At 73.1% G+C, this 12,609-nt stretch carries 15 protein-coding genes and 1 pseudogene; 6 read left to right on the top strand and 10 right to left on the bottom strand.

The window, feature by feature from the left end; translation table 11 throughout:
- Positions 1-72: 72 nt before the first annotated feature.
- Entirely contained in the window at positions 73-567 is a 495-nt protein-coding gene (locus tag GA0070623_RS26660) for a glutathione peroxidase (RefSeq protein WP_067313572.1), read from the top strand.
- Between the two features lie 88 nt (positions 568-655).
- Here the strand turns inward: GA0070623_RS26660 and GA0070623_RS26655 are convergent, their stop codons facing one another.
- The 3 genes from GA0070623_RS26655 to GA0070623_RS26645 form a co-directional block, all read right to left on the bottom strand.
- Positions 656-1,429 carry an SGNH/GDSL hydrolase family protein gene (locus tag GA0070623_RS26655; RefSeq protein WP_231932562.1) on the bottom strand — a complete coding sequence of 258 codons (774 nt, stop codon included), beginning with the start codon at positions 1,427-1,429 and terminating at the stop codon, positions 656-658.
- A gap of 161 nt (positions 1,430-1,590) precedes the next feature.
- Positions 1,591-2,157: a GNAT family N-acetyltransferase gene (locus tag GA0070623_RS26650; RefSeq protein WP_067313568.1), complete on the bottom strand. Its 567-nt coding sequence runs from the start codon at positions 2,155-2,157 to the stop codon at positions 1,591-1,593.
- A gap of 3 nt (positions 2,158-2,160) precedes the next feature.
- Entirely contained in the window at positions 2,161-2,655 is a 495-nt protein-coding gene (locus GA0070623_RS26645; protein ID WP_067313566.1) for a GNAT family N-acetyltransferase, read from the bottom strand.
- Positions 2,656-2,806: 151 nt separating this feature from the next.
- On the opposite strand from GA0070623_RS26645, the gene GA0070623_RS26640 reads away from it, so the two are divergent.
- Genes GA0070623_RS26640 through GA0070623_RS26630 form a run of 3 tightly spaced genes read left to right on the top strand, consistent with a single transcriptional unit; the run spans position 2,807 to position 5,422 of the window.
- Entirely contained in the window at positions 2,807-3,670 is an 864-nt protein-coding gene (locus GA0070623_RS26640) for a DUF4397 domain-containing protein (RefSeq protein ID WP_084261538.1), read from the top strand.
- Positions 3,667-4,446 (top strand): class F sortase, encoded by a 780-nt coding sequence (locus GA0070623_RS26635; protein WP_231932561.1) that lies wholly within the window; start codon positions 3,667-3,669, stop codon positions 4,444-4,446. The genes GA0070623_RS26640 and GA0070623_RS26635 overlap by 4 nt, the downstream gene beginning before the upstream one ends.
- Before the next feature lie 28 nt (positions 4,447-4,474).
- Entirely contained in the window at positions 4,475-5,422 is a 948-nt protein-coding gene (locus GA0070623_RS26630; RefSeq protein ID WP_084261537.1) for a threonine ammonia-lyase, read from the top strand.
- A 345-nt stretch (positions 5,423-5,767) separates the two neighbouring features.
- Here GA0070623_RS26630 and GA0070623_RS26625 read toward each other — a convergent pair whose 3' ends face one another.
- On the bottom strand, positions 5,768-6,121 hold the full coding sequence (locus tag GA0070623_RS26625; RefSeq protein ID WP_067313564.1) for a DUF2203 domain-containing protein: 354 nt from the start codon (positions 6,119-6,121) through the stop codon (positions 5,768-5,770).
- A gap of 561 nt (positions 6,122-6,682) precedes the next feature.
- Between GA0070623_RS26625 and GA0070623_RS26620 the strand changes: the two genes are divergently transcribed.
- Positions 6,683-7,405, top strand: a complete 723-nt coding sequence (locus GA0070623_RS26620) for an exonuclease domain-containing protein (RefSeq protein ID WP_157517621.1) — start codon at positions 6,683-6,685, stop codon at positions 7,403-7,405.
- A gap of 120 nt (positions 7,406-7,525) precedes the next feature.
- On the opposite strand, the gene GA0070623_RS26615 is transcribed toward GA0070623_RS26620, so the two are convergent.
- From GA0070623_RS26615 to GA0070623_RS26595, 5 genes are all read right to left on the bottom strand, one after another.
- Positions 7,526-8,017, bottom strand: coding sequence for a PIN domain-containing protein (locus GA0070623_RS26615; protein ID WP_067313560.1), 492 nt, complete (start codon positions 8,015-8,017; stop codon positions 7,526-7,528).
- A gap of 65 nt (positions 8,018-8,082) precedes the next feature.
- A complete protein-coding gene (gene proC / locus GA0070623_RS26610; protein WP_067313557.1) occupies positions 8,083-8,901 on the bottom strand; it encodes a pyrroline-5-carboxylate reductase in 819 nt (272 codons plus the stop codon).
- Positions 8,902-8,982: 81 nt separating this feature from the next.
- A complete protein-coding gene (locus GA0070623_RS26605) occupies positions 8,983-10,011 on the bottom strand; it encodes a 6-phosphofructokinase (RefSeq protein WP_067313555.1) in 1,029 nt (342 codons plus the stop codon).
- 177 nt (positions 10,012-10,188) lie between these two features.
- Complete coding sequence (locus tag GA0070623_RS26600) at positions 10,189-10,692, bottom strand: pyridoxamine 5'-phosphate oxidase family protein (RefSeq protein ID WP_067313552.1); 504 nt, start codon at positions 10,690-10,692, stop codon at positions 10,189-10,191.
- A gap of 51 nt (positions 10,693-10,743) precedes the next feature.
- On the bottom strand, positions 10,744-11,256 hold the full coding sequence (locus GA0070623_RS26595) for a polyadenylate-specific 3'-exoribonuclease AS (protein ID WP_067313550.1): 513 nt from the start codon (positions 11,254-11,256) through the stop codon (positions 10,744-10,746).
- Between the two features lie 285 nt (positions 11,257-11,541).
- Between GA0070623_RS26595 and GA0070623_RS26590 the strand changes: the two are divergent.
- Positions 11,542-12,234: pseudogene (locus GA0070623_RS26590) on the top strand (Crp/Fnr family transcriptional regulator).
- A gap of 84 nt (positions 12,235-12,318) precedes the next feature.
- Here GA0070623_RS26590 and GA0070623_RS26585 read toward each other — a convergent pair.
- Positions 12,319-12,585: a hypothetical protein gene (locus GA0070623_RS26585; RefSeq protein ID WP_067308057.1), complete on the bottom strand. Its 267-nt coding sequence runs from the start codon at positions 12,583-12,585 to the stop codon at positions 12,319-12,321.
- Positions 12,586-12,609 lie beyond the last annotated feature (24 nt).

Below are 12,609 nucleotides of genomic sequence, written 5' to 3'. Positions count from 1 at the left end.
TCAAGATGCGTATCCGTCGATTCGCCGGCCCGGTCGGGCGAGGTGGGGCGCGCGGGCGCGTAGCCTCGCGGCATGACCGTCTTCGACATCGAGATCGACGCCCTGACCGGCGGACCCGTCGACCTGGCCGGCTACCGGGGCCGGGCGCTGCTGGTGGTGAACGTGGCCTCCCGCTGCGGGCTCACCCCGCAGTACGCCGGCCTCCAGGAGCTGTCCACCGAGTACGCCGACCGGGGGCTGGTGGTGCTCGGGGTGCCGTGCAACCAGTTCGCCGGGCAGGAACCCGGCACGGCGGCCGAGATCGGCGAGTTCTGCCAGGTCAACTACGGGGTCACCTTCCCGCTGACCGAGAAGGTCGACGTCAACGGCCCGGCCCGGCACCCGCTCTACGCGGCGCTGGTCGACACCCCCGACGCCGACGGACACACCGGGGACGTCCGGTGGAACTTCGAGAAGTTCCTGGTCGCCCCGGACGGCACGGTCGCCGCCCGGTTCGCGCCCACGGTCACTCCGGACTCGGCCGAGCTGCGCGCCGCGATCGACAAGGTCCTGCCCGCCGGCCGGTGAGGATGCGGTGGCAGCGCCGACGACCGGAGACACCGGCGGCCGGGCCGCCGGCGGATCGATCGCCGACGGCCCGGCCGCTGGTGGCGGGTCAGCCCGCCGCGGAGCGGAAGACCGGGTAGTAGCCGCCGGACTGGCCGGCCGCCGTCGGGTGGTAGGAGACACCGAGGTTGACGAAGTTCAGCGCGTGCAGCCACTTCTCGCCGTAGCTGCACAGCTGGTGACCGACGAAGACGGACCGGACGTCGGCGAAGGTGAAGCCGGCCGAGGTGGCGGCGGTGCGGGTGAGGTCGTCCACCAGGTTGATGCCCTCGTTGATCTTCGCGCGGGAGGTCGCGGTGAGCCCCACGCAGACCGTGCCGAGCTGGTAGAAGACCGGGTAGCCGACGACCACCACCCGGGCCGACGGCGCGCGGGACCGGATTCCCCGGTAGACGGTGGCCAGCTTGCCGGGCAGCTCCGCGCGGGCCTTGTTCTCGGCGGCCTGCACGGCCGCGACGCACTGGGACTCCCCCTGGAGCACGCAGGTGCTCATGATCGAGGTGAAGCCGACGTCGTTGCCGCCGATGGTGACGCTGACCAGGGTGGTGGTCGAGGTCAGTGCGGAGAGCTGGTTGTTGACCACGTCCGTGGTGGTCGCCCCGGAGCAGGCCACCGACTTGTACGAGGCGGGCTTGACGTTGGTGTTGTACAGCGCCGGGTAGGCGTTGGTGCTGCGCTGGCAGGCCCCGCTCTCGGAGGTGTAGCTGTCGGCGCCGACGCCGGAGGCGTACGAGTCGCCGAGGGCCACGTACCGGTCGGAGGGGGCCGCCTGGGCGGGCACCGCCACGCCGAGGGTCACGCCGATGGATGCCGCGAGACTCACGGCGAGGGACACGAGTCGGGATCTCCGCACGTCGCACTCCTGGGGGCTGGAAGTGGTGGTGTGAGATAGATATCACTCGATGCAGCGTTTGGGAAGGACATCGATGTGGAACAGGGGTCCGGCGACCCCGCACCGGCACCCCCGCAGACGACCGCCCGCGGCTACGCCGACGCCCGTGGGCCGCCCGTCCGCGACCACTGCCCGGCCAGCACCGCCCACACCTCGACGTCGACCCGACCCGCCGGACCCGGCACGACCTCGCGCAGGGTGCCCTCGTGCCGCATCCCGAGCCGGCGGGCCACCGCCACGCTGCGGACGTTGCCGACGCTGGTCCGCCACTCGACCCGGTGGATGCCACGCTCCCGGATCGCCCAGTCCACGATCCGGGTGGCCGCCCGGGTCACCAGACCCCGCCCCTCGGCGGCCGGCTCCAGCCAGCAGCCCGCCTCGGCCACCCCCGACACCGGGTCGAAGGACACGAACATCACCCCGCCGACCAGGGTGCCCCCGGCCCAGATCCCCCAGATGCCACCGGCATCGGCCGCCCACTTCTCGGCGTACCGGCGCAGCACCCGGCGGGCCGACTCCAGGTCGGTGGCCACGAAGGACGCGCCGACCCAGGGGGCGATGTGCGTCCGGGCACGATCCAGGTGGGCCAGGAACTCCTCCGCGTGCCACGGCGAGAGCGGGCGCAGCTCGGCCGCGTCGGTCAGCGGCGACGCGAACACCCGTCAGCCCCGCCCCGCCGGCACCGGCAGGCTCAACCGCAGCGTCGGCCCCGAGGTGGGCACGAATCCCAGGGACCGGTAGAGCGGTTCGCCCGGGACCGAGGCCCGCAGGTCGACCCGGCCGACCCCGCGCTGCCGGTACCAGTCCAGCAGCGCCTCCAGACAGGCCCGGGAAAAGCCGCGACGACGGTACGCCGGCTCGGTGACCACGTTGAAGACGTACCCGATCAGCCCGCCGGGGTTGTCGGGACCGCCCAGGCGCTGCTCGATGGTCCCGGTCGCGCAGGCCGCCAGGGCGCCCGGTCGGCGGGGGTCGTCGACGACGAAGACCGCCATCAGGTCGGCCGGTTCGGCGAGCCGGTGGTGGAGCACCTCCCGGGCGGCCTGCTGCCAGGGGCCCGGCGCGGGAGCCATCTGGTCCATGTCGGCCAGCATCACCCCACGCAGGCGGACGATCTCCCCGGCGTCGGCCACCACGGCCCGTCGAACGTTGATCACGAACGGACGGTACCGGATACTCCGCAGGGGTCACCGACCGAGACACGCTGATCGGAACCGGCGGGTTCCGCAGGTGTCCGGCTTGCCATCCAGTCCCGCTCACGGGACGCTGGAGGTCGGGACCGGACCGACACACCACTTCGGAGGCGAGATGCCCCAGCTCCGTACCGCGCCGCGCCGGCTGCTGGCCGCCGCCGGCACCCTCCTGCTCGGCGCGACGGTGGCCGTGAGCGGTGCCGCACCGGCCGTCGCCGCGGCCGGGGACGTCGGTTACGTCCGGCTCGCCCACCTCTCCCCCGACACCCCGGCCGTGGACGTCTACCTCTCCGCCGCCGGCGACGGGACGCCGCAGGTCTTCCCCGCCGTCGGCTACGGCGTCGTCTCCCGCTACCTGCCCCTGGCCGCCGGCCGGTACGCGGTGGCGATGCGGCAGGCCGGCGCCCCGGCCAGCGAGCCGCCGGTGCTCACCACCGAGGTGGCCGTCGACGCGGGCCGGGCGTACACGGTGGCCGGGGTGGGCCGGTACGCCGACCTGGGCCTGCGGGTGCTCGCCGACGACCTCAGCGCCCCGGCGGCCGGGCAGGCGAAGGTGCGGATCGTGCAGGCCTCGGTACGCGCCCCGGTGGTCGACGTGGCGGCCGACGACGGCCCGACCATCGCCGACGCCGTCCGGTTCGCCACCACCACCGACTACCGACAGGTGGAGCCGGGCCGCTGGCGGCTGCGCCTCGGCGGCGGCAGCGGCCCGACCACCGACGTCGAGGTGACCCTCGCCGGTGGGCGGGTCTACTCGCTGCTGGTGCTCGACGGCAAGCGGGGCGGGCTCACCACCGAGCTGCGCGAGGACGCCCGCGACGGTGGGGTCGCCCCGGCCGGCGGAGTGCCGGCGGGGGCCGGCGGCCTGACCGTCGGCGGGCTCGGGGCGTACCCGAAGGTGGCCGGCGGGCTGGCCGCGGGGGCCGTGCTGGTGGGCACGACGGTGCTGGTGCGGCGTCGGCGGCGACCGGTCTGGTGACCAGACCCGGCTTCGCGATCCGGCGGCACCGGGCCCGGCCGGCGCCGGCCGGTGCCCTGGTCGCGCTCGGGGTGGCGCTCTGCCTCGCCGCCGGCACCGGTGTCGGCCTGGCCACCGACACCCGACTCGGCCCGGCCGGCTCCGCCGCCGACTCAGCCATCGACTCCGGCCCCGCCGCCGGCTCCGACCCGGCCGTCGGCTCCGGCCCGATGGACGGCAACGGTCCCGCCGCCGGCTCCGGGGAGTGGCGGCCCGGCTGCACCGCCGGTTGCGCCACCGGTGCCGGCGCCCTCCGCACCGCGCCCGCGCCACCCACCCGGGTACGGGTGGCCCGGATCGGCGTCGACTCCACGCTCACCGCGCTCGGCCTGGACCGGGACGGCACCCTGGTCCCGCCGGCCGACTTCACCCGGGCCGGCTGGTACGGCGGCGGGCCGGCACCGGGCGACCCCGGACCGGCGGTGATCGCCGGCCACCTGGACTCGCGGCGCGGCCCGGCCGTCTTCGCCCGCCTCGGCGAGCTGCGCCCCGGCGACCGGATCGAGGTGTGGCGCGGCGACCGCCGGGTGACGTTCCGGGTCACCGGCGCGCTGCGTACCCCCAAGGACGCCTTTCCCACCGCCACCGTGTACGGCCCGACGCCCGGCCCCGAGCTGCGGCTGATCACCTGCGGCGGCGACTTCGACCGGCGCGTGCGGCACTACCGGGACAACGTGGTGGTCTTCGCGGTCGCCGACCCGCCGGCCGACCCCCTCCCCCGCTCCGCCGCCGGCTGACCCCGGGCCGGTCGGCTAGGCTCCGGCAGTGCGACTGACCAGCGTGGATGACGTCCTGGCCGCCGAACACCGGCTCGCCGGACGGATCGTCCGGACCCCCCTGCTGCCCTGTCCACAGCTCAGCGACGAGTACGGGCTCGACATCGCGGTGAAGGCGGAGAACCTCCAGCACACCGGCAGCTTCAAGGTCCGGGGCGCGCTGAACGCGCTGCTCGCCCTGGCCGAGCGGCAGGCGGTCCCCGCCGGGCTGACCGCCTTCTCCGCCGGCAACCACGCCATGGCGGTGGCCTTCGCCGGTCGCAGCTTCGGTCTGCCCACCGTCGTCTGCATGCCCCCGAACGCGGTACCCACCAAGATCGAGGCGGTCCGCCGCTGGGGTGGCGAGGTGGTACTCACCGACGACCTGCTCGCCACCTGCGAGCAGATCACCGCCGAGCGCGGCTACCACCTGCTGCCGCCGTTCGACGACCCGGACGTCATCGCCGGTCAGGCCACCCTGGGACGGGAGCTGCTGGCCGACGGCCCGCCGCCGGGCCTGGTACTGGTCCCGGTCGGCGGAGGCGGGCTGATCAGCGGGGTGGCCACCGCCGTCCGGGCGGCCGTCCCGACGGCCCGGATCGTCGGCGTCGAGCCGGCCACCGCCAACGTCGTCGGGTACGCGCTGCGCGGCGACGGCGCCACCCCGGCGACCCGACCGGTCTCGATGGCCGACGGACTGGCCGCCCCCTTCGCCGGCCAGCTCACCCTGGCCCACGTCCGGGAACTGGTGGACGATCTGGTCGAGGTCACCGAGGCCGACATCCGGTCCGCCTGGTGGGAGCTGATGGCGGCCACCCGGCTACTGCTCGAACCGGCGGCGGCGGTCACCCTCGCCGCGCTGCGTACCGGTCGGGTGACCGCTGCCCCGGGTACCCGGACGATCCTGGTACTCAGCGGCGGCAACGTCTCCCCCACCATGCTGGCCACCCTCCCCTAACCCCCTCCACCCTGCTGCCCACCCCACCCCACCCCACCCCACCCCATCCCCGCTCCACCCGGCCCGACCCCGGCACCCCGCGCGATCTTGGAGTTATGGTGCCAGCTTCGTGGTCATATGTCCCCGTTCGCGCCCACCACAACTCCATGATCGACGGGGTGGGTGGGGTTGGCGGGGCGGGGTTGGGCGCGTGACGTACGCGGGGTGAGGTGGGGTGTTCGGGGGTGGGGTATGGGGTGCGCGGGCTGGGGGCGCGTGCAGGGTTGGGTGAGGTGCGGGGCGCACAGGCGGGGTGGGGCGTGCAGGGCGGGGTGGGGTGGGGGTGGGGTGGAGGTGGGGGTGGGGTTAGCGGATGGGGCGGCGGCCGGCGAAGCCGCACTCGACCCGGTGGTACCAGCGCACGTCGGAATCGCCCTCCAGCCAGCACCAGAGCACCGCCCGGCCCTCGCGTTCGCCGGGGAAGTCGAGCAGCACCGGGGCGATCCCCTTGACCTGGATGTCGTGCGAGTTCAGCTCCTCCAGCACCCCGTGTAACCGGGCCTCCAGCGCCTTGACCTCTGCCCGGCCGCCGAGCGCCGACATGCCGGCGCCGGCCAGGTCGGCCCGGAGCTCGGCCAGGTCGGCCCGGATGCCGATCAGCTCGTCGATGCGGGGCTGCAGGGTGGCGACCAGGTACCGCGCCTGGGCGAGAGTGAACACCGGGCCAGTATGGAGCACCCGCGCCTTTCGTACCGACCCGTCGCCGGCTTCGGTCGACCCTACGGGCCGGTGCCAGGCCGCCGCCACGTGACCACGTGACCGGGTGACGGGCCTCCGCATCACCGGGCCGGGTCTCATGCACCACCGGGTCACCGCCTCAACAGGCCAGGTCTCATGCACCACCGCGTCACCGTGTCACCGGGGCTTCGGGTGGTCGTGTCGCTTTGTCGTCACCGGGGTTGCCCGCGTCGCTGTCGGTGTCGGCCGGCTGCGGTGCGCGACCGGCGGGCGGCCGGAGCCGACAGTCCACAAGGGTCATAGGGTGATCCGGCCGGCGGGTGTGGGCGACGGGACCGGTGATTAAGGATCTTGGGGCGCGACCCCTCGCGTCCCACCCCCGGCACCCGTGTCCGTCGGGGGCATCCGCACGACCGAAGCAGGAGTCCCATCGTGATCAACAAGTTCCCCGGTAGCTGTGGCACGTGCCGACGGCGGGTGGAAGCCGGGGCCGGGCAGGCGCTCAGGGTCGGCGCCGGCTGGACCACGTACCATGACGGTTGTGTGCCGGTGGAGGTGGCGCCGCCGCCGGGCACCCACCGCGGGTGGCACGACCTGCCGATGGTGGGCTTCGACATCGAGACCACCGGGAACGAGCCGCTGGACGCCCGCATCGTCTCCGCCGCCCTGGTGCACTCCGATGGCACGACCACGCGATGGCTCGTCAATCCGGGGGTGCCGATCCCGCCCCGCACCACCGAGATCCACGGCATCACCGACGAGATGGTGCGCAGCACCGGAAGGCCGGCCGGCGAGGCGCTGGCCGAGTTGGGCACGGCCATCGGGAAGGTGATCGCCGAGGGCACGCCGCTGGTCGCCTTCTGCGCCCACTACGACGTCACGACGTTGCACGCCGAGCTGGCCCGGCACGCCCTGCCGTCGCTGGACTGGGACCGTGCCGTCGTCATCGACCCCTCGATCCTGCACCAGGAGGTCGAACCCCACCGGTACGGCAGCCGGCAGCTCGGCGACCTGTGCCGGTACTACCAGGTGGACCCCGGCTCCGCGCACGAGGCCGCGAGCGACGCCCGCGCCGCCGTCGCGCTGGCCGCGGCGATCGCGGCCCGGCACGAACGCATCGCCCGGATGCTCCCCGACGACCTCCACCGCGCGCAGGTCACCTGGTACGCCGGGCAGAAGCGGAACCTCCAGGAGTACTTCGACCGGCAGGGCCGCGACGAGCGGGTCAGCCTGGAGTGGCCGCTGGAGACCCGGCGTCGCCGATAGGCCACCCCTTCTCAGCCGCCAGTCCGCACCGGATCGAAACAGGTCAGGGCCAACGACCTTCGGCAAGTTGGCGAGAGATCCGGTGCGCGAACCGGATCGCCCGGCAACCGGCCAGACCGCTCAGGATGTCGTCCACACTGAGCTTCGGCCGTCCACCTCTCCCGGTGGCCTCCGCCTGCTGCACGACGATGTCCGCGATTCGTTCCGGGTCGTCGTCCAGCAGCAGGCAGAGGAAGTCGTCGGGAGCAGCGCCTCGATGGCGTACGGTGCCAGTGCGTGGTCCGGGAAATCGCGAAGGTTGGCGGTGACGATCACTTCCGCGTCGGCGGCCACGGCGGCGGCGAGCACGTGGCGATCCTTGGGATCGTCGGTCATCTCGGCGATCAGAGGTTCATACCCCGAGACCATCGCTGTCGGGAAGTGTTCTCGCATGACCTCGACCCTGCGTTCGGCCTTGGCACCGAGCACCGACGGCGGCAGGTTCCGGCGAACCTCGTCGAGGATCGCCCGCGTCCAGAGCGGGCGGTACAGCTCCTGCTCGGCGCAGCGCAGCAGGGTGTCGGCGAGGACGCTGGGCACGAGGACGCAGGCGTCCAGCACGGCGACGGTCATCAGCGGGCGGTCACTCGTCCGGTTGGTCGGCTGGCTGCTGGCGACAATCCGACGTGTGCTCGATCTCAGTCGGCCTGGGCGGCGAGTTCGCGGGCGCGGTCGCGGGCGGCTTCCAGCGCCGCCAGCAGCGCCGCGCGTACCCCGTGCTTCTCCAGCTCGCGGACGGCGGAGATGGTGGTGCCGGCCGGGGACGTGACGGCCTCGCGGAGCTTGACCGGGTGTTCGCCGGAGTCGCGGAGCATCACGGCCGAGCCGATCGCGGTCTGCACGATCAGCTCGTGCGCCACCTGCCGGGGCAGGCCGAGCAGGATGCCCGCGTCGATCATGGCCTCGACCAGCAGGTAGAAGTAGGCCGGGCCGGAGCCGGAGAGCGCGGTGACCGCGTCCTGCTGCGACTCGGGCACCCGCAGGGTCGCGCCGAGCGGGGCGAACATCTCCTCGGCCAGGGCCAGGTGTTCGCCGGTGGCGTGCGCGCCGGCCGAGATGGCGCTCATCGCCTGGTCGACCAGGGCCGGGGTGTTGGTCATCACCCGCACCACCGGGGTGCCCTCGGGCAGCCGGCGGCTGAAGAAGCTGGTGGGTAGCCCGGCGCAGAGCGAGACGACCAGCTTGTCGGCCGGCACCTTGGGGCCGATCTCGTCGAGCAGGGCGCCCGCGTCCTGGGGCTTCACGGCGATCGCCAGCACCGCGGCCTCGGAAACCGCGGTCAGGTTGTCGACCACCCGTACGCCGTACCGGGTGGCCAGTTCCTCGGCCCGCACGGGTCGACGGGCGGTGGCCAGCAGTCGCTGCGCCGGCCAGCCGGACCGCAGCAGCCCGGAGAGCATCAGCTCGCCGATCTTTCCCGCCCCGATCACCGCGACGGTGTGCCTCGCCGACCCCATTGTCACCCTTCCGTCCCGTTCGCGATGGTCCCGCGTTCCGTGCCCCCGTCGACGGCGCGACGGGGGCACGGAACGGGCGGGTCAGCTACCGAAGAAGACCTCGGCCTCGTCGTAACGCTCGATCGGGACGGTCTTCAGCTCGCGGGTGGCCTCGGCCAGCGGCACCCGGACGATGTCGGTGCTCTGCATCGCGACCATCTTGCCCCAGTCGCCCTCGTGGGCGGCGTCGATGGCCTGCAGGCCGAGCCGGGTGGCGAGCACCCGGTCGAAGGCGGTCGGGGTGCCACCGCGCTGGATGTGCCCGAGCACGACGGTGCGGGCCTCCTTGCCGGTCTTCGCCTCGAGCTGCTCGGCGAGCCACTGGCCGATACCGCCGAGCCGGACGTGCCCGAAGGCGTCCAGCTCCTGGTTGTGCAGGACCATCTGGCCGTCGAGCGGCTGGGCGCCCTCGGCGACCACGACGATCGGGGCGTACTGGTGCTGGAAGCGCTTCTCGACGTAGCCGGCGACCTGGTCGACGTCGAACTTGCGCTCGGGCAGCAGGATCACGTTGGCGCCACCGGCCAGGCCGGCGTGCAGGGCGATCCAGCCGGCGTGCCGGCCCATCACCTCGACGACCAGGGTGCGGTGGTGGCTCTCCGCGGTGGTGTGCAGCCGGTCGATCGCCTCCATGGCGATGTTGACGGCGGTGTCGAAGCCGAAGGTGTAGTCGGTCGCGCCCAGGTCGTTGTCGATCGTCTTCGGCACGCCGACCACGTTGACGCCCAGTTCGTGCAGCTTGGTGGCGACACCCAGGGTGTCCTCGCCACCGATGGCGACCAGCGCGTCGACGCCCTGCGCGGCGAGGTTCTCCTTGATCCGCTCCACGCCGTTCTCGATCTTGAACGGGTTGGTGCGGGACGAGCCGAGGATGGTGCCGCCGCGCGGCAGGATGCCCCGCACCTCAGGGATGCCGAGCGGCTTGGACAGGCCCTCCAGCGGGCCCTTCCAGCCGTCCCGGAAACCCACGAACTCGTGACCGTAAGTAGCGACGCCCTTACGGACGACCGCCCGGATGACCGCGTTGAGACCTGGGCAGTCGCCGCCGCCGGTGAGCACGCCGATACGCATGATCTGCTCATCCTCCTGGAACGTCAGGTGAAGCCCGGATAAGCCCCAGGATATGTGTCAGCTCAGACCATCGGCACCGTTGCCGGCCCGGGGCGGGCCGTCACTGCGCACTGTAGTCGGCTCAGGTGTACGCCGACACCGCGCCCCGACCGGTCCCGGCCCGGCCCCGGCTACCGGTCAGTAGCTGACCTCGTGGTTCTCCCCCACCGCCGGCGGCTTCCCGGTCACCGCCGCCTTGGCGAACCCGAGCAGGTTGACCACCGTGCCACCCGGCGAGTCCCAGTACTCGGCCGAGCTGGCGTGCACCTTGATCAGGGTCAACCCGGGGGTGTCCAGCCCGTCCGGGAACCACGCCTTGAGCACCGGGTTCCACAGCTGCTCGGCCCGGGACCGGTCGTACGCCTCCTGAGCGGTGCCGGAGACCGAGACCCAGGCGTGGTGCCGCTGGTCGGAGAAGGCGACGTTGACCTCCGGGTTGACCCGGAGCTGACGCATCTTGGCCGAGTCGGCGTAGGCGAAGAACCACAGGTCGCCGTCGAACTCGGCCGCCTGGAGCGCCATCGGCCGGCTGAGCAGCCGGCCGTCCACCCCGGTCGTGGTCAACATGCAGATCCGGGCGTCCCGGATCAGCTCGGTCACCCGCCGCCGGGCGTCGGTGATGGTGGTCGCGTCGTCGGCCATGGCGCACTCCCTCGGATCGGCTCGCCGAACCGGTGCCCCGGGCAACGCGGGTCAAACCTGCCGGTTGTCACCGGCTGTCATCGCCTGCCAGCGGGCCAGGTTGTGCCGGGCGTCGACCAGCGCGTCGTGCCGGTCGGCCGCCGCGTCGGGCAGCCGGGGACGACCCCGGTCGTCCCAGAGCTGCCGCAGCTCCTTGGTGAACCGGGGGATCTCCCGGGGCAGCGCCGGCATCGCCCCCCAGAGCTGGGCCAGCACCACGTGGTCGTAGGCGGCGTACCAGGCCCACAGTTCCAGCTGCTCGCCCGGCCGGTCCCGGACCGGCTCCAGCAGGAACTCGTACAGGTCGTCGCGGATCCGGCTCCGGGAGCGCCAGGCGCGGTCCGCCGGCGAGGGGAGCTTGTCCAGCACGTTGCGGCGGACCCAGGGCACGGCGCGGGAGTCGTCGAACTCGGTGGAGACCGCGTAGAACTCGCGGCCGTACTCGTCGACGACACCGATCGACACGAGGTCGACGCTCCGGCCGTCCTCGATGAATTCGCAGTCGTAGAAGTAGCGGTAGACCATCGTCGTCCATCCTCGCCCACCGCCGGAGGCCGTCCCTGGGCGGGGGTGGCCGTCCCGGCCGCGCCGGTGCGGCCGGGCCGCGCGGGACGCCCGTCACGGCCCGCCCGCCGCAGCTCGGGAGTGTCACGGAACGGTCTACGGGGGTGTACAGCAAGCGACTGGACCGTCATGATCTGATGTGTACCGCTACCGGACGCCGAACCGGTGTCAGTTCACCTCGACAGGGCCGTCAGGGTTCACCCGGTGAGCGAAGTTGTGGTCCGTGACCGGGGGAGGGGTGGGGCCGTGGAGATGCGCCTGCCGGAGCCGGGGGACGCCCTCACCGGGGTGGAGATGTTCGCGGGGCTGGAGCCGGAGGTCCGCCAGCGGGTCATCGCCGCGGCCGTGCCGCGCACCTACCGCAAGGGCCAACTCCTCTTCGTCGAGAACGATCCCGGCGAGTCGCTGATCGTGTTGCGCCGCGGGGCGGTGGCGGTGTTCCGTACCGCGCCGACCGGGGAACGCGCCGTGCTGTCGGTCATCCGACCACCCGATGTGCTGGGTGAGGTCTCCCTGCTGGACGCCTCCACCCGCTCGGCCTCGGCCGAGGCGATCGAGGACTGCGCCGCCCTCGCGCTGTCCCGTCCGGCCTTCATGGAGCTGGTGCACTCCAACCCGCGCATCCTGGACGCGGTGATGCGGTCGCTGGGCGCGCTGATCCGGCGGCTCACCGAGCAGAACGCCGACCACGTCTTCCTCGACCTGCCCGGTCGGGTGGCCAAGACGCTGGTCCGGCTGGCCGGCGAGAGCCAGGCCCCGATGATCACCATCGAGCTCAACCAGAGCCAGCTCGCCGAGATGGCCGGCGGTTCCCGGTAGAGCGTCAACCAGGCGATCGGCTCCTTCGCCAGCCGGGGCTGGCTGCGTACCGAGGGTCGCCGGATCGTGGTCACCGACGTGGCCGCGCTGCGCCGACGGGCCGGGATGACCGACCGCTGACCAGGCCGCCCCCGGCCACGCCGTCCGAGACGACACGAACGGCGTGGCCGGCGGACCCTTCGGTCCGCCGGCCACGCCGTTCGCTCACTTACCGATGTCGTCCGCGGGCGGGGCAGTCGGCCCCGGCCCGATGTTCTCCGGGGGTGTGGTCGGCCCGGGACCGATCTTCTGCGGCTTGGACGTCGAACCCGTGGTCGTGCCGGCGTCCGAGGTGGTCTGGCTGTCGGAATTCTCCACCATGCCCTGCTCCTCCATCCTCGCCAGGGTCACCGCGTCGACGTCGACCGTCTCCCCCGGGGACCGGACGGTGCCGTCCGGATCGGTCCAGTAGGCGGACAAGCGCACCTGCACGGCACTCTCCTGACAGTGAGTTTT

Origin of the sequence: Micromonospora rifamycinica, from assembly GCF_900090265.1 — a bacterium.
Classification (GTDB): Bacteria; Actinomycetota; Actinomycetes; order Mycobacteriales; family Micromonosporaceae; genus Micromonospora; species Micromonospora rifamycinica.
Note: the sequence above shows the minus strand (reverse complement) of the source record. Positions and strands in the feature narration are given on the sequence as shown.